General features: G+C 71.3%; 19 protein-coding genes. 2 read left to right on the top strand and 17 right to left on the bottom strand.

Translation table 11 applies throughout. The features are described from left to right. From QFW81_RS13450 to QFW81_RS13465, 4 genes are all read right to left on the bottom strand, one after another. Window positions 1-1,412, bottom strand: a 1,412-nt coding sequence (locus QFW81_RS13450) for a CHASE3 domain-containing protein (RefSeq protein WP_280579469.1), incomplete at its 3' end; no start/stop codon positions are given. A gap of 249 nt (window positions 1,413-1,661) precedes the next feature. Continuing rightward, window positions 1,662-3,929 (bottom strand): methyl-accepting chemotaxis protein, encoded by a 2,268-nt coding sequence (locus QFW81_RS13455; protein WP_280579471.1) that lies wholly within the window; start codon window positions 3,927-3,929, stop codon window positions 1,662-1,664. Between the two features lie 156 nt (window positions 3,930-4,085). Then, complete coding sequence (locus QFW81_RS13460) at window positions 4,086-5,231, bottom strand: OprO/OprP family phosphate-selective porin (RefSeq protein WP_280579472.1); 1,146 nt, start codon at window positions 5,229-5,231, stop codon at window positions 4,086-4,088. A 318-nt stretch (window positions 5,232-5,549) separates the two neighbouring features. After that, a complete protein-coding gene (locus tag QFW81_RS13465; protein WP_280579474.1) occupies window positions 5,550-6,065 on the bottom strand; it encodes a chemotaxis protein CheW in 516 nt (171 codons plus the stop codon). A gap of 211 nt (window positions 6,066-6,276) precedes the next feature. On the opposite strand from QFW81_RS13465, the gene motA reads away from it, so the two are divergent. Beyond that, a complete protein-coding gene (gene motA, locus QFW81_RS13470) occupies window positions 6,277-7,137 on the top strand; it encodes a flagellar motor stator protein MotA (protein WP_280580526.1) in 861 nt (286 codons plus the stop codon). A gap of 12 nt (window positions 7,138-7,149) precedes the next feature. Beyond that, window positions 7,150-8,043 carry a flagellar motor protein MotB gene (motB, locus tag QFW81_RS13475; RefSeq protein WP_280579476.1) on the top strand — a complete coding sequence of 298 codons (894 nt, stop codon included), beginning with the start codon at window positions 7,150-7,152 and terminating at the stop codon, window positions 8,041-8,043. 662 nt (window positions 8,044-8,705) lie between these two features. Here the strand turns inward: motB and QFW81_RS13480 are convergent. From QFW81_RS13480 to QFW81_RS13540, 13 genes are read right to left on the bottom strand one after another with little or no spacing between them, the layout of a single operon-like run. Then, window positions 8,706-10,739, bottom strand: a complete 2,034-nt coding sequence (locus QFW81_RS13480; RefSeq protein ID WP_280579478.1) for a chemotaxis protein CheA — start codon at window positions 10,737-10,739, stop codon at window positions 8,706-8,708. Between the two features lies 1 nt (window position 10,740). Beyond that, window positions 10,741-11,109, bottom strand: coding sequence for a response regulator (locus QFW81_RS13485; protein WP_280579479.1), 369 nt, complete (start codon window positions 11,107-11,109; stop codon window positions 10,741-10,743). Further along, window positions 11,106-11,468, bottom strand: coding sequence for an STAS domain-containing protein (locus QFW81_RS13490; RefSeq protein ID WP_280579481.1), 363 nt, complete (start codon window positions 11,466-11,468; stop codon window positions 11,106-11,108). Before QFW81_RS13490 ends, QFW81_RS13485 begins: the two co-directional genes overlap by 4 nt. Window positions 11,469-11,490: 22 nt before the next feature. Beyond that, a complete protein-coding gene (locus QFW81_RS13495; RefSeq protein ID WP_280579482.1) occupies window positions 11,491-12,207 on the bottom strand; it encodes a chemotaxis protein CheW in 717 nt (238 codons plus the stop codon). After that, complete coding sequence (locus tag QFW81_RS13500) at window positions 12,204-12,977, bottom strand: ParA family protein (RefSeq protein ID WP_280579483.1); 774 nt, start codon at window positions 12,975-12,977, stop codon at window positions 12,204-12,206. Before QFW81_RS13500 ends, QFW81_RS13495 begins: the two co-directional genes overlap by 4 nt. A gap of 1 nt (window position 12,978) precedes the next feature. After that, complete coding sequence (gene motD / locus QFW81_RS13505) at window positions 12,979-13,995, bottom strand: flagellar motor protein MotD (RefSeq protein ID WP_280579484.1); 1,017 nt, start codon at window positions 13,993-13,995, stop codon at window positions 12,979-12,981. Window positions 13,996-14,000: 5 nt separating this feature from the next. Next, on the bottom strand, window positions 14,001-14,741 hold the full coding sequence (locus tag QFW81_RS13510) for a flagellar motor protein (protein WP_280579485.1): 741 nt from the start codon (window positions 14,739-14,741) through the stop codon (window positions 14,001-14,003). Between the two features lie 7 nt (window positions 14,742-14,748). Then, a complete protein-coding gene (locus tag QFW81_RS13515) occupies window positions 14,749-16,590 on the bottom strand; it encodes a chemotaxis protein CheA (RefSeq protein WP_280579487.1) in 1,842 nt (613 codons plus the stop codon). A gap of 2 nt (window positions 16,591-16,592) precedes the next feature. Then, entirely contained in the window at window positions 16,593-17,219 is a 627-nt protein-coding gene (locus tag QFW81_RS13520) for a protein phosphatase CheZ (protein ID WP_280579490.1), read from the bottom strand. Then, window positions 17,216-17,608, bottom strand: a complete 393-nt coding sequence (gene cheY, locus QFW81_RS13525; RefSeq protein WP_280579492.1) for a chemotaxis response regulator CheY — start codon at window positions 17,606-17,608, stop codon at window positions 17,216-17,218. The genes QFW81_RS13520 and cheY overlap by 4 nt, the downstream gene beginning before the upstream one ends. 47 nt (window positions 17,609-17,655) lie before the next feature. Further along, window positions 17,656-18,417: an RNA polymerase sigma factor FliA gene (locus QFW81_RS13530; RefSeq protein ID WP_280579494.1), complete on the bottom strand. Its 762-nt coding sequence runs from the start codon at window positions 18,415-18,417 to the stop codon at window positions 17,656-17,658. Next, window positions 18,414-19,289 (bottom strand): MinD/ParA family protein, encoded by an 876-nt coding sequence (locus tag QFW81_RS13535; RefSeq protein WP_280579495.1) that lies wholly within the window; start codon window positions 19,287-19,289, stop codon window positions 18,414-18,416. Before QFW81_RS13535 ends, QFW81_RS13530 begins: the two co-directional genes overlap by 4 nt. Next, the gene (locus QFW81_RS13540) at window positions 19,276-21,153 is read right to left on the bottom strand and encodes a flagellar biosynthesis protein FlhF (RefSeq protein ID WP_280579496.1); all 1,878 of its coding nucleotides are present in this window, start codon (window positions 21,151-21,153) and stop codon (window positions 19,276-19,278) included. Before QFW81_RS13540 ends, QFW81_RS13535 begins: the two co-directional genes overlap by 14 nt. Window positions 21,154-21,210 lie beyond the last annotated feature (57 nt).

Genomic DNA, 21,210 nt, shown 5'->3' on the forward strand with positions numbered 1-21,210 from the left:
TCGGTGCGGCGCGACAGGTCGCTGTTGCCCGAGGCGATCTCGCTTGCTGCGGCATTGATCGCGTCGCTGCCGCTGCGGATCTGGCCGACGATCTCGGCCAGGCGCTCGACCGTGCGGTTGGCATCCCCGGCGACCTCGCCGAAGCGGCCGGGCAGGCCGGCATCGACGCGGCGCGAGAGGTCGCCATCGGCCACGGCCGAGAGCAGGCTGCCGATCTGGCCGAGGCCCTCGTCGGTCGCGGCCATCAGCCGGTTGAGTTCCTCGATCAGCTCGCGGTAGACGAACTGGTAGCGCTGGGCGTCGCCACGCTGACTGAAGTCGCCGGCTACCGCCGCATCCACCAGGCGCTTGATCTCGGCGTTGACGGCCAGCGTACCGATCTTGACCGCGTCCACCGCAGCGGTGATCTCGGCCTTCTTGCCCGGGAGGCGGTCCATGTCGCTTGACAGGTCGCCGCTGGCATAGGCCCCGACGATCTCGATCACGCGGGCGTTCATCGCGATGTGGGATCCGGCCAGGTTGTTGATCTGTTCGGCCATCTGGCCGTAGGCACCGGGAAAGGCCGCCGCGTCGATGCGATGCTCGATATCGCCGGCATCATGCTCGACCTGCATCGTTTGCTGCGCAGAGGCAAAGCGTTGCAGTTGCTCCTGCATCTTGTTCATGCTGATCAGCAAGCGCCCGGTTTCGTCGCGCGACTGTGTGTCGATACTGTTGTCCAACTTGCCCGAGGCGATGGCATCGGCAACATTGATCGCCAGGCCCATTCGCCTGACCAACTGACGGCGGATCATCAGGCCCATGCCAATCGCAATCAGCACCGCGATTAGGCTGCCGATCAGCACCGACCATTTGCCGCGGGCGCGTGCCGCGTTCAGCGCGGCGCTGCGCTGGGCCAGCAGCGCCGTTTCTTCGTTGGCGAAGTCGCCGAGCAGCGAGCGGATTTCGTCCATGGCGGCGCGGTCGCGGCCCTGCTGGAACAGGGGCACGACGTCCTGCGTGCTGGTGGCGGCTTCGCGTGCCGCGATGGCTTCCTGTTCGGCCGTCAGCAGCTGCCGATAAGCCTTGTCGACGTCTACCAGGCGTGCCTGTTGCTTGGCGTTGTCCGCGGTCAGTTGCCTGGCGTCGGCATAGCTCCTTTCGAATCCCGCCTGACCTTCGATGAACGGCGCCAGGTTCGCCTTGTCGCCCGACAGCAGGTAACCGCGCGTACCCGTCTCGATATTCAGCGCATTTGCCTGCATCGTTTCGCCGGTCGCCAGCACCTTGAACGTGTGCTCGCTGATCTCCCTTGCGCCGTTTATTTCCGACTGGCTTTGCAGGCTGATGCCGCCGATGATGAGCAAGACCAGCACCACAGCGCCAAAGCCGATGGCGAGCTGGGTGGAAATGGTCAGATTCTTGGATTTCATTGTTTTCTACCGGATTGGGTCAACTAACGATCAAACTGAGAAATTGGATGCTGCGGCGCAGAGCAGGACCGGACGCAAGCGCGGCGGCTGTGCGCCTCCGGTAACGGCTGATGGAGCGGGCGATGGAGGCGTTGGAACGGCACGTCGTCACAAATACTTCACACAGAAACAACTTTTTCCTTTTTTCTCGTGAGGGAAAAGCGGACGGGGCGCCGAAGCGCCCCGTCGTTCAAACCTGACCACTGGCGGTCAGAACTCCTGCCACTCGCCGGAGGCTTCGGTGGCCAGCACCGCGCTGCTGCGGGCGCGGCTGCGCGTGGCGGATTTGGATGCAGGCGCCGGCGACGGCGTGCGCCTGGGCAGGGCCACGACGCTTGCCGGTGCGCTGGCCGCGGACTCCGGGGTGGTCGTCGCAGGCGTGGCCGTGCGCGCGGGCGCGACATGGCCGTCCTGGGTGCGGAAGATCGCCACCGTCTGCACCAGCTGCCCGGCCTGCTGCTCCATGCTGCGCGCCGCGGCCGTGGCTTCCTCCACCAGCGCCGCGTTCTGCTGGGTGCTCTCGTCCATCTGGGTGATGACCTGGTTCACCTGGTCGATCCCCGCGCTCTGCTCCTGCGAGGCGGCCGAGATGTCGGCGATGATGTCGGTGACCCGCTTCACGCTGGTGACGATCTCGCCCATGGTGCGACCGGCCTGGTCGACCAGCTGGTTGCCGTGGCGCACCTTGTCGGTCGAATCGGTGATCAGCTGCTTGATCTCCTTGGCCGCGCCGGCCGAACGCTGCGCCAGCGAGCGCACCTCGGCGGCCACGACCGCGAAGCCGCGGCCCTGCTCGCCGGCGCGTGCGGCTTCCACCGCGGCGTTGAGCGCCAGGATGTTGGTCTGGAACGCGATGCCGTCGATCACGCCGATGATGTCGGCGATACGGTTGGAGGATTCGGAGATCGCGGACATGGTCTCGACGACCTTGCCCACGACTTCGCCGCCCTGCGAGGCGACGTCGACCGCGCCGATCGCCAGCTGGTTGGCCTGGCGGGCGTTGTCGGCATTCTGGCGCACGGTGGAGGTGAGCTCCTCCATCGACGAGGCGGTTTCCTCGAGCGACGCGGCCTGCTGCTCGGTGCGGCGCGAGAGGTCGTCGTTGCCGGCGGCGATCTCGGACGCGGCCGAGTTGATCGCATCGCTGCCGGTGCGGATCTGGCCGACGATCTCGGCCAGCCGGTCGACGGTGCGGTTGGCATCGTCGGCGACCTCACCGAAACGGCCGGCCAAACCACTGTCGATGCGCTGCGACAGGTCGCCCTCGGCCACGGCCGAGAGCAGCTGGCCGATCTCGCCCAGGCCGGCATCGGTCGCGGCCATCAGGCGGTTCAGGCCCTCGATCAGCTCGCGGTAGGCGAACTCGAAGCGCTGGGTGTCGCCGCGCAGCGAGAAGTCGCCGGCCACCGCGCCCTCCACCAGGCGCCGGACTTCGGCGTTGGTGTCCAGCATCGACTGCTTGACCGCGTCGATCGCGGCAGTGATCTTCGCCTTTTCGCCCGGCAGGCGTTCGAAGTCGCGCGACAGGTCGCCGCGGGCGTAGGTGCCCACGAACTCGATCGCGGTCGACGTGGTGTCGATGTGCGACTGCACCAGCGCATTCACGCCTTCGGCCATGGCGCCGTACGTGCCCGGGAACTGGCCGGCAGGCATGCGGTGGTTCATCGCGCCGGCGTCGTGCGCCTCGTGCATCTCGCGCTGCGCGGCCACGTAGCCCTTCAGGGTCCTGACCATCTCGCGCATCGAGGCGGCGAGTGCGCCCACCTCGCTGCGTTCGACCACGGTCACCGGCCGCTCCAGGTCGCCGCGCGCGACCGCATCGGCCGCGCCCATCACCTCGGACAGCGGCCGTACGATCGAGCGCGTGATCAGCACCGACGCCGCGCCGGCCAGCACCAGCGCCAGCGCCAACAGCACGCCGATGGCGGTCAGGCTGGCGGCGTAGTCGGCCTCCTGCGCGGCGACGGCCGCGTCCAGGTCCTTCTGACGGTGGTCGAGCACCACGCCGATCTGGTCGGCCGCGGCCTGGCGCAGGTCGGCGGCCGCCGACACGGGGCCGAGGTCGCCGGCCTGCAGCCCGTCGACCAGCCGCTGGCTGTTGTCGAAGTACAGCGCCACTGCGGCCATCGCGTCCTGGTAGGCTTCGTGCTCGGCGGCACCGGCCTCGGCCGCGTACCGATCGGCGATCGCCTGGAACTGTTCGCGACCGGTCACCAGCTCGCCCTTGTATTCTTCGAACTTCTCCGGATTGTCGGCGTTGCTCACCAGGCCGCGCTCGCTGACGCGGTACTCGGCCAGCGAGGTGGCCATGCGGCCCAGGTCGCGGATCGCGGGAACCGCGCTGCGGGTGAGCTGGAGAACTTCGGACTGCATCTTGCCCATGCGCTGCATGGAGAACGCGCCGATGGCGACGATCAGCAGTGCGAGCGCGGCGAAGCCGATGGCCAGGCGTCTGCCGATGCTGAGTGACTTGAACATGTGTGGATCCCGGTTCGATGCGAGTGGCCGGCGCCGCGCGGGCGCCGGAGGGGCAGGTGGAGCAGGCGTGGGCCGTCCAGCTGCCCGTTCACGAACTCGTAACGGCGGCCCCGGGAACGACTTGAACGCCGTCCGACGGACGGCGGGCGGCCGGATTCAGAAGTAGACCTGCGCGCGCAGGCCGAAGGCTTCCGGATCGCGCAGCACGCCGTTGCGGCGCGCATGCGCGAACACGTAGTTGGCCTGCAGCTTGACGTTGCGGCCCAGGTACCAGTTCACGCCCAGGGTCCAGTCCGACTGCTTTCCGCCGCGCACCGTGCCGTCATCCAGATCGAGCTGGCTGTAGCGCAGCAGCAGCTCCAGTGCCGACGTCGCCGACGGCACCACGTTGGTCGCATAGCCGTTGTAGCCGCGCGATTCGCCGGTGACCACCCAGCTGCCGAACACATAGGCGCCTTCGCCCGACACATCCGCCAGCCCGGCGTCGCGATCGGCGTGGACCTGGAGCAGTTCGCCCTGCAGCGACCATGGGCCGCGGATCCACAGGCCTTCGAACCCGGTGCGATCGATCGCGTCGACGCCGGCGAGCGTGCCGGTGTCGACCAGGCGCACGTCGGTCAGGCCGACCTCGGGCCGCGCGCGCAGGCGCAGGGTGCCGCTGTCGGGACGTTCGTGACTCGTGGCCAGACCCAGGTGCAGGACGTCGCCCTTGGCGTTGCGCGGCACCCACGCGGCGCGACCGGCCAGCGTGCTGCCTTCATTGCCGCCTTCCAGGTCGTTGCCGTCGAACCAGGCCACGCTGGCCAGGTACGCCGGACGCTGCAGCGACCACTCCACGCCCACGCGCCGGCCCTCATAGGCCGCCTGCGCCGGGAGCGCGGCTTCCAGGAACGGGGTGTTGCGCGAGGAGCCGACGGTGTCGAAGCCCACCGGGGTCTTGAACTGGCCGATGCGCAGTGCGCCCAGGTCGCGTCCGAGCAGGCCTTTCGAGATCAGCTTGACGCTGACGTCCATCCAGGTCTCGGCTTCGAGGTCGCGCTGCACGGTGAATTCGTAGACGTCCTTGCGCTTCAGCGCCACGCCGACTTCGCGGCGGCGCCACGCGCTGTCGTCGTCGAACGCGGCGGCGTCGACGCCCTGGCCGAGGTGGCCGAAGCCGTTGTGGTCGTAGGCCCAGTTGGCGGTGGCGGAGAACTCGCCGAGCGCGCCGGCGTCGGCCTTGACCGAGAGGTCGCGCCAGTCGGCGGCGTGGCTTGCGCCGGCGGCGGCGAGGGTGGCGAGGAACAGGATCTGGGTACGCACGTGCGGCTCCTCCCGCCGCGTCGCGACGGGTTTCTGGCGGATGGTGGATGGTGGACGATGGCGCGTGCCGCGCCGGTGATCAAAAAGGTGGCGGTCGGTCGCCTGCGCCGGCGTCGCTGCGCCAGCCCGAGGGCATTGTCGGCTGCGAACGGCGCGGCTTGAGGTCGCGACCGGCACGTGCCGGCGAGCGTGCGGCGGGACGGGATGCGCGCGGTGTCGCGTGCCGCCGGGCACGGCGGGCGAGGATGCCGGCGCCCTTGCCGATCTCCGCGGGCCGCAGCGCAGGCCTGGTCAATCCGGCGCGGCGTCGTGCTGGCCTCAGGCCGCCTGCGCCGCCACCAGACCCATGTCCTCGTGGCGCATCAGGCGTTCGATGTCGAGCAGGATCAGCATGCGCTCGTCGAGCGTGCCGATGCCGGTCAGGAACTGGCGGTCGATGGTGGCGCCGATCTCCGGCACCGCGCGGATCTGCTCGCCGGACAGGCGCACCACGTCGGACACGCTGTCGACCACCATGCCGACCACGCGCCCGCCCACGTTGAGCACGATCATCACGGTGAGCGCGTTGTACTCGGCCTTGGCCAGGCGGAACTTCAGGCGCATGTCGACCACCGGCACGATGATGCCGCGCAGGTTGATCACGCCCTTGATGTAGTCCGGCGCATCGGGCAGGCGGGTGACGGCGTCGTAACTGCGGATCTCCTGCACGCGCAGGATGTCCACGCCGTATTCCTCCTCGCCGAGCACGAAGGTCAGGAACTCGCCGGTGCTGTCGTCGGCGTGCGTCGCGCCCGCGGACTGGGAGGCGTGGACGGTGTCGTTGGGGTGGGACATGAAGGCGGTCCTGATCGGCAAGGGTGGGTGCGGGCCGCGGACCCTGGCGAAGGTGGCGCGGACCGGCGGCTCACCGTCCATGTCGGCCCGGGCCGCCGATTCTTTAGGCACGCGCCACGCCAGTGGGCGGCGCCCACCGTCCGTCGGGGGCGGCTCAAGCGGGCACGCGCGGTGCCGTTACCCGACGCAGCCCCCCATGGACAGCGCCACCATGTACCTGATCATCGGAGCCCTCGTGGTCATCGCGAGCGTGCTCGGCGGTTTCATGATGGTCGGCGGCAAGCTGCTGACGCTGTGGCATCTGAACGAGATCATCGTGATCTGCGGTGCGGCGCTCGGTGCCTACGTGATCGCCACGCCGCCGAAGGTGATGAAAGGGGCGCTGCGCGGCACCATGGCCCTGCTCAAGGGACCGAAGTACCAGCGCGTGGACTACGTCGAACTGCTGAAGCTGATCTACGAGCTGCTGCAGAAGATGCGCCGCGACGGCATGATGGCGATCGAGGACCACATCGAGCGCCCGACCGAGAGTCCGATCTTCCAGAAGTACCCGAAGATCCTGGCCGACCACCACATCCTCGATTTCATCACGGACTGCCTGCGGCTGATCGTCGGCGGCAACATGACCCCGCACGAGCTCGAATCGCTGCTGGAATACGAACTCGAGACCCATCACCACGAGGCGCTCGGACCCTCTCAGTCGGTGCAGAAGGTGGCCGACGCGCTGCCGGGCTTCGGCATTGTGGCCGCGGTGCTGGGCATCATCAATACGATGTCGATCGTCGGCAGCGCGCCGCCCTCGGAGATCGGGCAGAAGGTCGCCTCGGCCCTGGTCGGGACCTTCCTCGGGATCTTCCTGGCGTACGGCTACGTCGGGCCGGTGTCCTCGGCGATGGAGAAGCGCGCGGAGGAGGAAGGCAAGGCGTTCGAGGTGGTCAAGATGGCGCTGGTGGCGTCGCTGCGCGGCTACGCGCCGGCGGTGGCGATCGAGTTCGCGCGCAAGCTGCTGTTCTCCGACGTGCGCCCGAGCTTCCAGGACCTGGAAGCCGACCTCAAGGCCGCCAAGGGCTGACGGAGCGTCGCGATGGCCACGCCCCTGCAACCGATCATCATCGTCCGCAAGAAGAAGCGCGGCGGGCACGCGCACCACGGCGGCGCGTGGAAGGTGGCGTATGCCGACTTCGTCACCGCGATGATGGCCTTCTTCATGGTCATGTGGCTGGTGGCCACCATGCCGCAGGAGCAGCTCGGCGGCATTGCCGACTACTTCAAGAATCCGAGCGCGGTGGAAGGCCAGTCCTCGAGCATGGCGCCGGGCCGCGCCGGCCCGGGGGGCGCGGGCGAAGCGCCGATCAGGATGTTCGAGCACGCCCGCAAGCCGACCGACGCCACGCCCATCCGCACGCCGGGAGCGCCGCAAGCCGCCGCGGCGGGCGCGGGCGCGGCGCAGAAGGCCGCCGACGAGACCGACCGCCGCAACCTCGAGGCGCTCAAGCGCGCGCTGGAGGAGGCGGTGGCCAGCAGTCAGGCGCTGGCGCCGTTCAAGGACCAGCTGCTCATCGACATCACCCCGGAGGGCTTGCGCATCCAGATCGTCGATGCGCACAACCGGCCGATGTTCGACCTGGGATCGCCCACGCTCAAGGACTACACCCGCACCATCCTGCACGAGCTGGCGGCGTACTTCGAACGGGTCGAGAACCGGGTCGCGATTTCCGGACACACCGACACCACGCCGTACGCGGGCCGCACCGGCTACAGCAACTGGGAACTGTCGACCGAGCGCGCGAACGCCGCCCGGCGCGCCCTGGTGGCGGGCGGGCTGTCGGAAGACAAGCTATCGCGCGTGGTCGGCCTGTCGTCCTCGGTGCCGTTCGACCGCACCGACCCGGACAACCCGGTCAATCGCCGCATCAGCATCGTCGTGCTCAGCAACGCCGCCGAGCGCAGCGCGGCGAAGGTCGACTACGGCAAGTAGCCGGAGCAGGGCGGAGGCCGGATGCGGGCTCGCGCGATGCCGGGATGCCGTGCGCAGACCGTTGCCTCGTCGACCGCGTCTGCGCTCGGCGCGAACCCCTGTCGCGCCGGCCGCATCGCGCCATCCCGAATCCCGCATCCCGAGTCCCGGCGCCCCGGGTTCGCTTCGCTTACCCGGGCTACGGGGTTCGGCCGCGCTGTTGCACGCCCGGCTATCGCCGCTTCTATGCGTAGCCCGGATAAGGCCAAAGGCCGCATCCGGGGATCCGCGCGACAACGTGATATGCCGGAGGTCGCGACCCGACGCGCTCGGTCGGGAGTCGGCGCATCGCTGCGCCAGGGATCGCGGGTCCCGGGTGCGCTTCGCTTACCCGGGCTACGGGATTCGGCCGTGCTGTTGCACGGCCGGCTATCGCCGCTTCGATGCGTCGCCCGGATAAGGCCGAAGGCCGCATCCGGGGATCTGCGCGACAACGTGCTGTGGCGGAATTCGCGACCCGACGCGCTCGGTCGGGAGTCGGTGCATCGCTGCGCCGGCAAACGCGCGTCTCGGGTGCGCTGCGCTTACCCGGGCTACGGGGTCGGCCGCGCTGCTGCACGGCCGGTTACCGTTGCTTCGATCCGGTGCCTGGCAGAGCCCCCCGGCAGATCCGGCGCTACGGCTCAGGCCGCGTTGGCCAGCGGGGCGGCCTGGCCGAGGCCGGCGGCGTCGACGATCAGCGCCACGCGGCCGTCGCCTAGGATGGTCGCGCCGGAAACGCCGGCGATGCGCTTGTAGTTGCTCTCGAGGTTCTTGACCACGACCTGCTGCTGGCCGAGCAGTTCGTCGACCTCCAGCGCCAGCCGCCGTCCGTCGGCCTCGACCACGACCGCGATGCGCGGCGTCGCCTCTTCACCTTCGCCGCGCGCCGTGGCCGGCAGCCCGTACTGGCTGGCCAGGTCGATCAGCGGCAGGTAGTCCTCGCGCACGCGCAGCACGCGCGCGTCGCCGGCGATGGTGCGGATGTCGGCGGGCGTCGGCAGCAGCGACTCGATCACCATGCTCAGCGGCACGATGAAGACCTCGCCGCCCACCGCCACCGACATGCCGTCGACGATCGCCATGGTCAGCGGCAGCCGGATCACCACCGTGGTGCCGTGGCCGGCGCGGCTGCGGATCTCGACCTGGCCGCCGAGCGCGGTGATGTTCTTCTTGACCACGTCCATGCCCACGCCGCGGCCCGACAGGTCGGTCAGCTGGTCGGCGGTGGAGAAGCCCGGCGCGAACACCAGGTCCCAGACCTGCGTGTCGGTGGGTGTCTCGGGCACCGCGATGCCGCGTTCGGCGGCCTTGCGCAGGATGCGTTCACGATCCAGGCCGCGGCCGTCGTCGCTGATCTCGATGACGATGTTCGCGCCCTGGTGGGCCGCGCTCAGGGTCAGGGTGCCGCTCTCGTCCTTGCCCGCGGCGCGGCGTTCGGCCGGCGACTCGAGGCCATGGTCGATCGCGTTGCGCACCAGGTGCACCAGCGGATCGACGATCTTCTCGATCACGCCCTTGTCCAGCTCGGTCGCCTCGCCATGGGTGCGCAGCTGGACCTTCTTCTCCAGCCGCCCGGCCAGGTCGCGCACCATGCGCGGGAAGCGGCTGAAGGCGAAGTCGACGGGCAGCATGCGCACGCCCATCACCGATTCCTGCAGGTCGCGGGTGTTGCGCTCGAGCTGCACCAGCCCCGACATCAGCGCCTCGTTGGCGACCGGGTCCAGGTGTTCGGAGCGCTGGCGCAGCATGGCCTGGGTGATCACCAGCTCGCCGACCAGGTTGATCAGGGCGTCGACCTTGGCCACCGCCACGCGGATCGAGTTGTCGCTGTCGCTGCTGCGGCGCCCGGTGGCTGTGGCCGCGACCTCGGCCTGCGGGGCGCCCGCCGCAGCGGGCGCGGACGCGATGGCGTCGTCCGCGTGCGCCGCGGGCGCAGGTGCGGCCGCGGCCATGGTGTCGATCTCGAGCGTGCACTCGTCCTCGACCCAGGCGAAGGCCTCGGTGATGGCCGCGCGCGGCACGCTCGAGGGCAGGGTCAGGTTCCAGGCCAGGTAGGCCTCGAACGGGTCCATCTCGGCGAACGCGGGCAGGCGCTCGTCCAGGCATTCGACGCCGAGTTCGCCGTGGCTGGCGAGCTCGCGCAGGATGCGCAGCGGATCGTTGCCGCTCAGGAACAGCGACGGCGCCGGCGCGAACGCGATCCGCCAGTCGCCGGCGGCTTCGGCCGGTGCACTGGCATCGTGGTCGGCGCTGGCGGATGCGGTCGCAGTCGCCTGCGCCGGTGACTGGCCCGACAGCAGCGCATCGAGCCCGGCGCGCGCGGCGGCCAGGGCGTTGGCGTCGATCGGGCTGCCGTGCTCGCAGGCCGCGAGCAGGCCGCGCAGCACGTCCACCGAGGCCAGCAGGGCGCCGATGGCGACCGGATCCAGCACGCGGCGGCCGGCGCGGGCCTCGTCGAGCAGGGTCTCCAGCAGGTGGGTCAGGTCGGTGACGCTGGTGAAGCCGAACGTCGCCGCGCCGCCCTTGATCGAATGCGCCGCGCGGAAGATGACGTTGATCGTCTCCGGGTCCGCGCCTGCGCCGCCCGACTCGAGCGACAGCAGGCCGCTCTCCATCGCATCGAGGCCTTCGCGGCTTTCCTCGAAGAACGCGGCATGGAAGCGGGCGATGTCCATGTCAGGCCAGGACCTTGCGCACGGTGGCGACCAGCTGGTCGGGGTCGAACGGCTTGACCAGCCAGCCGGTGGCGCCGGCGGCCTTGCCTTCCATCTTCTTGTCGCCGCCCGACTCGGTGGTGAGCATCAGCAGCGGGGTGAAGCGGTAGGAGGGCAGCTGGCGCAGCTCGCGGATCAGCGAGATGCCGTCCATGCGCGGCATGTTGACGTCGGTGACCACCGCATCGAACGACTGCGTGCGCGCGATCTCCAGCGCCGCCTGGCCATCCTCGGCCTCGCGCACTTCGTAGCCGCCCGACGTCAGGGCGAAGGCCACCATCTGGCGCATCGAGGTCGAATCGTCGACCACGAGCAGTTGCTTGGCGCTCATGCCGTAGCTCCCGGAACAGTACTGGAAAGGGTGGGGTCGCCGCCGTCCACGCCGAGGCTGACGGCCAGCGCCAGCTGGCGCGCGGCCGCGGCCAGGGCCGGCGACGGATCGGTGATGATGGTGCGCTGGCCGCGTGCGGCGCGATCGCGGACGAAGGCGTGCAGCAGCTGCAGGCCGGCGGCGTGGACGCGCTCGACCTGGTCGCCGGCGAGTTCGACCGGCACGTCGGCGTCGAGGTGCGGCTGCAGCGCCGCCTGCAGATCGGCGACGCGTTCGATCCCAAGGTCGGTTTGGAGCGTCAGATGGGTCATGGACTTGGCCACGTCGATGCAGTCCCGGGAATTAACGGCGTCGCCCATGGCGACTTGAGCGCGGCGTGCATCAGCCGTACAGCGCGTAGGCGTCGAACAGCACGGTCGGCGTGGGGCCGACGCGCGCGACGCCCAGGATCACGCCGGCGACGTTGCCCGGCAGCGGCGGTTCGATCCGGTCGCGGCCCAGCGTCACCACGTCCTCGACCGCGCTCACCAGCACCCCGATGAGTTCGTCGTCGCGTTCGATCACCACGATCCGGCTGTGCTCGGTCGCGTCCACGCCACCGGTGCGCAGCCACAGGCCGAGGTCGAACACCGGCACGATCCGGCCGCGCAGGTTCATCACCCCGAGCACCGCCGCCCGGGCCCCGCGCATCGGCACGATCGGCACCACGCGCACCACCTCCTGCACCCGCAGCAGTTCGAGCGCGTAGCTGGCCTGGCCCACCAGCACCCGCAGCCAGCGCGAGGCCGTGGCCATCGGCGCGACCGGAGCGGACGCGTCGGGACGCGCGGAGGCGACCGCTGCGCGCGGCGCCGGTGCAGGCGGGACAGGCATCGGGGCAGGCATGGGAGCGACCACGGAGGCAGGGGCTGGTGCAGGTGCAGGCGCGGGTGCGGGAGCAGGTGCAGGTGCAGGTGCAGGCGCCTCGGCGGCGGGCGGCGCCGCGACCGATGCAGCGGCTGACACAGCGACCGCCGCGGCTGGCGCCGCCTGCTCGGCCACATCGCCCAGCAGGGTGTCGATGTAGTCCAGCACCTCGGTGTCGCCGCCCGGGTTCATGCCGCCTGCCTCTGTGTCGCCTGGTCCTGGGCCAGCAGCCAGTCGAGCGCGCGCGCATAGGCATCGGCGCCACGGCCGCTGCAGCCGGCCTCGCCGGTGAGGCCGTGGGCGTCGCGCAGGCGGGTGTCCATCGGCACCGCATCGGGCCAGACGCGGCCTTCGTACTGCGCGTGCAGCTGTTCCAGGCTCTGCACGCCCGAACGCGTGCGCCGGTCGTACAGCGTGGGCAGCACGTGCTGCGCCAGCGGCCGCCGGCGCGAGCGCTCGACCATCGTCGCGGTGCGCAGCATGTCGGCCAGGCCGTGCAGCGCCAGCGGGTCGGTCTGGGTCGGCACCACCAGCCGGTCCGCCGCGGCCAGCGCATTGACCATCAGCAGGCCGAGCGTGGGCGGGCAGTCGAGCAGGACGTGGTCGTAGCTGGCGTGGGCGGCGTGCAGCGCGCGCCCCAGCGCCAGGCCCAGGCCGGGCTGGCTGGAGCCGCGGCGTTCGAGCGTGGCCAGCGCGGGCTGCGCGGCCACCAGCTGCAGCCCGGGCACGTCGGTGCGGCGGGCCAGCCCTGCGAGGCTGGCGCCGCGACCGGTGAACAGGTCGTGGGTGCCGGCCGGGGGCGGATCGGCCGCAACGCCGAACGCGCGCGTCAGCGAGGCGTGCGGATCGAGGTCGATCAGCAGCACCCGGCCGCCGGACTGCGCCAGCCCGCGCGCGAGGCACAGGCTGGTGGTGGTCTTGCCGACCCCGCCCTTCTGGTTCGCGATGGCCCAGACCTGCATGTCAGTGTGCTCCGGCGTGCGAATCGGGCGCGGCCAGGGCCGCGGCATGGGGCGCCGGCGCGGCAATGGCGGCGGCGTCGGCGGTCACCGGATCCGTCGCGCCGTCCGCGGCCGCATCCAGCGCGATCTGGGGACCGGCCTCGGGCACCGCGTCCACCGCCTGCGGCGCGGCCAGGATCACCAGCAGCACGCGGCGGTTGGCGTTGCGTCCCTCGACCGTGGCGTTGTCCGCGGCGGGCTGGTGCTCGCCGTAGCCGACCACCGCCAGGCGTCCCGGATCCACGCCCTCACCGATCAGCACGTGGACCACGCTGGCTGCGCGCGCGGACGACAGTTCCCAGTTGGTGGGGAAGGCGGCGGTGCGGATCGGTACGTCGTCGGTATAGCCCTCCACGCGCACCGCGTTGGGTTCCTCGCGCAGCACTGCGCCGAGCTTGCGCACGGTCGAGGTGGCCACGGGACTGGGCGCGGCCACGCCGCTGGCGAACAGGATGTCACTCTGGATCTCGACCTCGAGGAAGGTGGGGCCGCGGCGCACCGTGACCAGCTTCTCGCGCACCAGTTCGGCCAGCGCGTGCTGGATCCGGCGGCCGAGGGTGTTGAGCTGCGACTCGCCGCGCAGGCTGGCATCCATGGCCGCCTTGGCCATCGCCTGCTGCTGCGCCGCCTGTGGCTGGCGACCGCCCAGCGGGGCATCGAGCATCTGCCGCACGCGCACGTTGCTCACCGGGCTGGTGGCCGTGGGGCCGGCCTTGGCGCCGGGGGTGAGCAGCGAGGGGCGGTCGAACGAGGATCCGCGCAGCTGGGTCTCGCCGAGCTGGATCGGGTTGATCGAACGCGGCGGCCCGCCGAACGCGGACGACAGCGCGTCGGACACGGCGCGGTACTTACCCTCGTTGACCGAGGAGATCGCGTACATCACCACGAAGAAGGCGAGCAGCAGCGTGACCAGGTCGCCGTAGGGCACGGCCCAGGCCTCGTGGTTCTGGTGTTCCTCGTGCTGGTGCCGGCGCGCCATGGCGGTCAGTGCACGTAGCCGTTGAGGCGGGCTTCGATGTTGCGCGGATTCTCGCCCTGGGCGATCGCGATCAGGCCCTCGACGATCATCTCGCGCTCGAGCGTCTGCGCGTTGACCAGGGTCTTGAGCTTGTTGCCGACCGGCAGCAGCGCCAGGTTGGCCGCGCCGATGCCGTAGATGGTGGCGGTGAACGCCGCGGCGATGCCGTGGCCGAGCTTGCTCGGGTCGGCGAGGTTCTTCATCACCGCCATCAGCCCCAGCACCGCGCCGATGATGCCCAGCGTGGGCGCGTAGATGCCCATGCCCTCGAACACCTTGGCCGCGGCCAGGTCGCGCGAGTTCTGACCGTGCAGGTCGATCTCGAGCATCTGCCGGATCGCCTCGGGCTCGAGTCCGTCGACCACCATCTGCAGGCCCTTGCCCAGAAATGGATCGGTCTGCTGCGCCACCTGCGCTTCCAGCCCGAGCAGGCCCTGCTTGCGGGCGATGGTGGACCATTCGACGATCTGCGCGATCACCGCGGCCTGGTCGTGCGCGGGCGGCTTGAATACCCAGCCGGCCATCTTCAGCGCGCGCAGGAAGGTCTGCATCGAGGTCTGCAGCAGGATCGCCGCCACGGTGCCCACGATCACGATCACGAACGCCGCCGGCGACCACAGTCCCGACAGTCCGGCACCCTTGAGCACGCTGCCGCCGACGATCGCGACGATCGCGAGCACGGCGCCGATGAGGCTGAGTCTGTCCATTGCCTGATTAACGGTCGGGGGCGGGGTGACTTGAACGCGCACCGGTCGCGCGCACGCCGCTGCCGAGCAGTGCGTCCACGTCCAGGATCAGGGCCATGCGGCCGTCGCCGATCAGGCTCGCGCCGGCGTAGCCGGGCAGCCCGCGCAGGGTCGGCGGCAGCGCCTTGATCACCACTTCCTCGCGCCCGCGCACGCGGTCGACGGCCAGGCAGTAGCGCTGTTCGCCGGCCTGCAGCACCACGCAGGTCGACTCCGGCAGCGGCGCCGGCGCCATGCCCAGCCAGTCGCGCAGGCCCAGCAGCGGCAGCGGCTGCTGGCGCAGGTCGAGCACGCGCTGGCCGTCGATCCACAGCGCGCGGCCGGGTTCGTGCGACAGCACTTCCACCACCCGCACCAGCGGCAGCGCGTAGACGTCGCCGTCCACTTCGACCAGCAGGGTGGGCAGGATCGCCAGGGTCAGCGGCACCCGGATCGCGAAGCGCGAGCCGGCACCGACGTCCGAGTGGATCTGGACCGTGCCCGAGAGCTCGCGGATGCGCGACTGCACCACGTCCATGCCCACGCCGCGGCCGGACAGGTCGCTGACCTCGTCGCGGGTGGAGAAGCCGGGCAGGAACAGCAGCTGCAGGCATTCCTCCGACGACAGCCGCGCGGCGGAGTCGTCGTCGATCAGGCCCTTCTCCACCGCCTTGCGGCGGATGCGGTCGGGATCGATGCCGGCGCCGTCGTCACGCACTTCGATGGCGACATGGTCGCCTTCCTGCTGCGCGCCGATGCGCACCGTGCCGAGCTCGGGCTTGCCGGCGCGGCGGCGTGCCTCGGGCATCTCGATGCCGTGGTCGATGGCGTTGCGCACCAGGTGCACCAGCGGATCGGCCAGCGCCTCGACCAGGTTGCGGTCGAGTTCGGTCTCCGCGCCGGTCACTTCCAGCTGCACCTGCTTGTCGAGCTGGCGGGCGACGTCGCGGGCGAGCTTGGGGAAGCGCGCGAACACGCGCCCCACCGGCTGCATGCGCGCGGTCATCACCGCGCCCTGCAGGCGCGAGGTGGCCACGTCGAGCGCGGCCACGGCGCGGTCGAGGTCGTCGTCGCGCAGGCGCGGGCGGATCGTCTTGAGCCGGTTGCGCGCCAGCACCAGCTCGCCGACCAGGTTGACCATGGCGTCGAGCCGGCGCACGTCCACGCGTACGGTGACGTCGCCGGCGTCCTGCGCCACCGGCGCGCGCGCGGCCGTGGGCACGGCGCGCAGCACGGCGGGCGCGGACGCCGGGATCGGTCCGGGTTCGGGTTCGGCCCGCGCAGGCGACGCGGGCGCAGGCGCCGCCGCCGCACCGGGCGCACCGCCGGCGCCGTGCAGGCTGTCGAGCAGGGCTTCGAAGTCGAGATCGTCGATCGAATCGCCGGCGACGTCCGGCACCGCCACGGCCAGCGGGGCCGCGGCCACCGCGACCGGTGCCGGTGCGGCGGTGGCCGCGCCGGCACGCAGGGCGGCCAGCAGCGCGACGGGCGCGGGGCTGGGATCGAGCCCGTTGCAGATGGACTGCAGCATGTCGACCAGCAGGTCGATGCCCTGCTGGATGCCGTCGAACGCGGCCGCGTCGAGCGGCGCGCTGCCGTCGCGGGCGGCGTTGAGGCGGTCCTCGACGGCGTGGCACACCGACACCATGGTGGCGAAGTCGAGGAAGCCGGCGCCGCCCTTGATGGTGTGGAATCCGCGGAACACGGCGTTGAGGCATTCCCGGTCGGCGGGCGCGCGCTCGAGCGCGACCATCTGCACGCCGAGCTGGTCGAGGATCTCGCCGACCTCGACCAGGAAGTCGGCGCAGATGTCGGAGGCGGCCGCGGACATCGCTACAGGCCCAGCGACGACAGCAGGCGGTTGGCGTCGTCCTGGCTGGCGGCGGGCGCGTCGAGGCCGTCGACCGCGGGGCCGTAGCCCTGGCTGGACAGCTGCAGCGGGCGCCCGGCGCCCGGCGCGTACTCGCCCAGGCCTTCGTGCACGGTGCGCACCAGTTCGACCACGCGGCGGATGATCTGGCCGTTGAGGTCCTGGTAGCCCTGGGCCGCGGTCATTTCCGACAGCCGGGCGCGCACCGCGGACACGGTGGCGGTCTCGGCGTCGGCATCGGTGGCCGGCAGCGTGCCGAGCAGGATCCGGCATTCCTGGATCAGGTCCAGGGTGTGGTGGCTGGCGTCCTCGCTGACCTTGACCACGTGCTCCAGGCGCTGGCAGGCCTCGGCCAGCGAACCGCTGCCGCTGCCGGTGCCCAGCGCCTGCTCGAGTTCGCGCGCCAGCCGCACCAGTCCCTGCACCAGCGGCTGGGTGCGCCAGTGGATCAGTTCGTCGACATTGCTGCGCCAGGCATCGTCGTCCTGCTGCTCGAGCGCCTCCAGCGCCGCGTGCAGGCAGCTGACCAGGGCGGCACGTTCGTCGTGCGCGCCGACACCCGGCGCCACGGCGGCGGGTGCCGCGCTCACGCCGCGGCCCCGAGGCGCTCGAAGATCTTGCCGAGCTTGTCGTTGAGCGTGGCGGCGGTGAAGGGCTTGATCACGTAGCCGTTCACGCCGGCCTGCGCGGCTTCGATGATCTGCTCGCGCTTGGATTCGGCGGTCACCATCAGCACCGGGATCTTCGACAGCGCGGCGTCGGCGCGGATCGCCTTGAGCAGATCGATGCCGGGCATGCCGGGCATGTTCCAGTCCGTGACCACGAGGTCGAACGGACCCTTGCGCAGTTCCACCATCGCGGTGGAGCCGTCGTCGGCCTCGGTGGTGTTGAAGAAGCCCAGGTCGTTGAGCAGGTTCTTGACGATGCGACGCATGGTCGAGAAGTCGTCGACGATCAGGATGCGGATGTTCTTGTCCATGCGGATCTCTTCGTGGTTCGTGTGTGTGGTGCGCCGGCCCCGTGCGTTCAGGGCAGGTAGTCGTCGTCCTCGTCGGCGCCCTCGCGGCGCCAGTCGGACAGCCGCGCGCGCAGGCGTATCGCGGCCTGGCCGTGGATCTGGCAGGCGCGCGATTCGCTCACGCCGAGCACCGCGCCGATCTCGCGCAGGTTCAGTTCCTGCTCGTAGTACAGCGACAGCACCAGGCGCTCGCGCTCGGGCAGGTCGTCGATCGCCCCGGCCAGCGCGTCGCGGAAGGCCACCTGCTCGAACGCGCGCGCCGGGCTGGCGGTGTCGTGGCTGGCCAGGCGCGCCTCGCCGTCGTGCTCGTCCATGTGCGCATCGAGGCTGACCAGCTGCCCCCGCGCGGCGTTCTCGACCATGGCGTGGTATTCGTCCAGCCCCACGCCCATCTGCGCGGCCACCTGCTGCGAGGTCGCGGCCTGGCCGGTTGTCTGTTCGACCTCGCGGGTGGCCGAGACGATGTCGCGGTAGCGGCGGTGCACCGAGCGCGGCACCCAGTCGCCGCGGCGGATCTCGTCGATCATCGCGCCGCGGATGCGGATCGAGGCGTAGGTCTCGAACGCCGCGCCCTGGTCGGACTGGAAATTGCGCGCGGCATCGATCAGGCCGAGCATGCCGGCCTGGATCAGGTCGTCGATCTCCACGCTCGCCGGCAGCCGCGCGGCGAGATGGTGGGCGATGCGGCGCACCAGTTCGCCGTGCTTCTCGACGACCTCGGCGGCGCTGCCCTGCTGGTTGGCGCGGTACTGCGCGGTCGCGGCGTTCATGCGGCCGCCCCCCGCGCGGTGGCCGGGGCGACCAGGCGCTCGAGGAAGAACTCGACATGGCCGCGCGCACCGGGCGGCGACTGCCACTGGCGCGCACGCCGGGCGATGTCGCGGAACGCGACCGCGGAGGGCGCCGACGGGAACACGTCGACCACCGCCTCCTGGCGCTGCACCGCGCGGCGCAGCCATTCGTCGCGCGGGATCGCGCCGAGGTAGCCCAGGGTGACGTCGAGGAAGCGTGCGCTGACGCGCTCGAGCTTCTCGAACAGCTGCCGGCCCTCGCGTTGGTCCTGCACCTGGTTGGCCAGCACCTGCACCCGGTTCACGCCGCGCTCGCGGCTGAGCACCTTGATCAGGGCGTAGGCGTCGGTGACCGAGGCCGGCTCGTCGCACACCACCACGATCACGTCCTGCGCGGCCTGGCAGAAGGTCAGCACGCCGTCGGCGATGCCGGCGGCGTTGTCCACCACCATCACGTCCAGGTCGAGGTCGAGTTCGGAGAACGCGTGCACCAGGCCGATGTGCTGGCTGGGCTGGAGTTCGGTCATGTGGCGCTTGCCGGACGCGGCCGGGACGATCATCAGCCCGTTGGGGCATTCGATCACCGTGTCGCGCAGTTCGCAGCGGTCGGCGAACACGTCGGCCAGGGTGAAGGTGGGCGTCAGGCCCAGCATCACGTCGACGTTGGCCAGGCCCAGGTCGGTGTCCAGCAGCAGGGTGCGCTGGCCGGCGTTGACCAGGGCGGTGGCGAGGTTGACCGAAACCGAGGTCTTGCCGACGCCGCCCTTGCCGCTGGCGACGGCGATCACCCGCACGGGGCCGGGGGCCCGGTCTGCGGCGGAAACGGGCATGGTGGGGTCAGGCGACTGCATGGCGATCCTCGGTGGCGAGGGGGTTATCGGCAGCACGGCGGGATTTCTCCAGTGACTGGACGAGGCGGGTGGCATCGGCGGCATCGAGGTCGGACGGCACCTGCTGCCCCTGGGTGGTGTAGGCGATGGCCAGTTCGTGGCGGGCCAGCACCGAGAGCGCGGAGCCGAGGCGGCCGGTCTCGTCGAGCTTGGTCAGCACCACGCCCTCGGGCTTGGCCGGGCGGTAGCGGCGGACGACCTCGCCGAGGTCGTAGGGATGGGCGTTGGCCGGCAGCACCAGCAGGCTGCGCACCCTGCGCGAGGCCCGCAGCCACAGGATCTGGCTGAACACGGCGCGGTCGCGCGGCGCGTGGCCGGTGGTGTCGACCAGCACCAGCGGGTAGTCGACCAGCTGCGCCAGGGTGTCCTGCAGCCGTTCCGGTCCCTGCGCCTCGCACACGGTGATGCCGAGGCGGCGGCCGTGGGCCTGGAGCTGCTCGAGCGCGCCGGGGCGCTCGCAGTCGGTGGTCACCAGGGCGACGTCGCGGGCGCGGTGGCGGGCGGCGAAACGCGCGGCCAGCTTGGCCGCGGTGGTGGTCTTGCCGGCGCCGGTGGGGCCGACCAGGGCGATCACGCCGCCGTCTTCCAGCGGTTCGCTGCGGGTGACGGTGATCATCCGCGCCAGGGTTTCGAACATCGGTCCGTGGATCGCGTCGACCGGCAGGCGCGGATCGATCTGCGCGGCCACTTCGCGCGCCAGCGATTCGTCGCAGCCGTAGCCGGCGAGCGCCTCGAGCACCGCGGCGCGCGCGGGCGAGCCGCGCAGGCGCTCGAGCGAAAGCTGCTCCATCTGCGCCTCCATCAGCTGGCGCATGCGCGCCATCTCCTCGCGCATGGAGACGATGGCGGGGTCGAGTTCGGGCGCGGCGACGGCCTGCAGGGCGCGCGGCGCGGTGGTGTCGGCGGTGGCGGTCGCGGTCGCGACCATCGGGCGTGCCGCATCCGGTGCGTGCGCGGCGACGGCGTCGTGCGTCGCGCGGGCGGCGGCCTCGGTCACCGGCTCCGGACGCAGCGGCATCGGGAAGTCCGGCATCAGGTCGCCGAAGTCCTCGGCGTCGTCGTCGCGGCCGGGGCGCTCGGCCGGGGCGGCGTCGGCGACCGGCGCGCGCGGCGCCAGGAAGGCGGGGGTGGCGGGTTCGAACTCCGCGGCGGCGGCCGCGGACGCGGAGGTTCCGGCGCGGGGCGCCTGGGTCGGGGCGGCGTCGAGCGCGGCCATCATCGCCTCGAAGCGGCTCGGCGCCGGCGGCGCGATGGCGGCAGGAGCCGGTGTGGTCGGCGACGCGGCGGTCAGCGACGAAACGGCCCCCGGAATCGGCGGCCGTGCCGCCATCGAAGGTGCAGGCGTGGCGGACGCGGCTGGGGTGACGGCGGGCGCGGCCGGTGCCGGTGCCGGGGCGGCGGACGGCCGGGCGGCCGCGGGTGCCGCAGCAGCGGGTGCGGCGGCCGGCGTCGCGTCGGGCGCGCCACGGGTCAGGTCGGCCAGGGTCGGGGCGTCGCCGATGCGGAACACGGCGCGGGCGCGCGAGATCAGGCTGTCGCGGGTGGAGGCGTCGCCCCCGGCCGGCGAGGCGGATGCGGAGGCGGCGCGTGCCGGCGCAGCGGTCGCCGCCTGGGGACGGGCCGGCGCGTCGGCGATCGCGGGCGCGGCCGCGCGCAGCGCTTGGGCCACGAGGGCCTCGTCGTAGTCGGTGGCGGCGACCACCTCGATGCAGGCGCCGTCGGCGCTGGGACGGGTGGACAGGATCACCGCATCGGGTCCCTGTTCGTCGCGGACCATGCGCAGGGCGGTGCGCATGTCGGGAGCGGTGAAACGCTTGATTCGCATGGTGGTATCCCGGGTCGGGAAGCGGGCGGCGGGTGCCTGCCCCCTTCCTGCAAGACC

It is taken from the genome of Luteimonas kalidii, from assembly GCF_029887935.1.
GTDB classification, from domain to species: domain Bacteria; phylum Pseudomonadota; class Gammaproteobacteria; order Xanthomonadales; family Xanthomonadaceae; genus Luteimonas; species Luteimonas kalidii.

Bases quoted from the DNA above. Each gene is read 5' to 3' on its own strand.
- QFW81_RS13455 (WP_280579471.1), bottom strand. From the start codon at position 3,929: ATGTTCAAGTCACTCAGCATCGGCAGACGCCTGGCCATCGGCTTCGCC.
- QFW81_RS13465 (WP_280579474.1), bottom strand. From the start codon at position 6,065: ATGTCCCACCCCAACGACACCGTCCACGCCTCCCAGTCCGCGGGCGCG.
- motA (WP_280580526.1), top strand. From the start codon at position 6,277: ATGTACCTGATCATCGGAGCCCTCGTGGTCATCGCGAGCGTGCTCGGC.
- motB (WP_280579476.1), top strand. From the start codon at position 7,150: ATGGCCACGCCCCTGCAACCGATCATCATCGTCCGCAAGAAGAAGCGC.
- QFW81_RS13480 (WP_280579478.1), bottom strand. From the start codon at position 10,739: ATGGACATCGCCCGCTTCCATGCCGCGTTCTTCGAGGAAAGCCGCGAA.
- QFW81_RS13485 (WP_280579479.1), bottom strand. From the start codon at position 11,109: ATGAGCGCCAAGCAACTGCTCGTGGTCGACGATTCGACCTCGATGCGC.
- QFW81_RS13490 (WP_280579481.1), bottom strand. From the start codon at position 11,468: ATGGGCGACGCCGTTAATTCCCGGGACTGCATCGACGTGGCCAAGTCC.
- QFW81_RS13495 (WP_280579482.1), bottom strand. From the start codon at position 12,207: ATGAACCCGGGCGGCGACACCGAGGTGCTGGACTACATCGACACCCTG.
- QFW81_RS13500 (WP_280579483.1), bottom strand. From the start codon at position 12,977: ATGCAGGTCTGGGCCATCGCGAACCAGAAGGGCGGGGTCGGCAAGACC.
- motD (WP_280579484.1), bottom strand. From the start codon at position 13,995: ATGGCGCGCCGGCACCAGCACGAGGAACACCAGAACCACGAGGCCTGG.
- QFW81_RS13510 (WP_280579485.1), bottom strand. From the start codon at position 14,741: ATGGACAGACTCAGCCTCATCGGCGCCGTGCTCGCGATCGTCGCGATC.
- QFW81_RS13515 (WP_280579487.1), bottom strand. From the start codon at position 16,590: ATGTCCGCGGCCGCCTCCGACATCTGCGCCGACTTCCTGGTCGAGGTC.
- cheY (WP_280579492.1), bottom strand. From the start codon at position 17,608: ATGGACAAGAACATCCGCATCCTGATCGTCGACGACTTCTCGACCATG.
- QFW81_RS13530 (WP_280579494.1), bottom strand. From the start codon at position 18,417: ATGAACGCCGCGACCGCGCAGTACCGCGCCAACCAGCAGGGCAGCGCC.
- QFW81_RS13535 (WP_280579495.1), bottom strand. From the start codon at position 19,289: ATGCAGTCGCCTGACCCCACCATGCCCGTTTCCGCCGCAGACCGGGCC.
- QFW81_RS13540 (WP_280579496.1), bottom strand. From the start codon at position 21,153: ATGCGAATCAAGCGTTTCACCGCTCCCGACATGCGCACCGCCCTGCGC.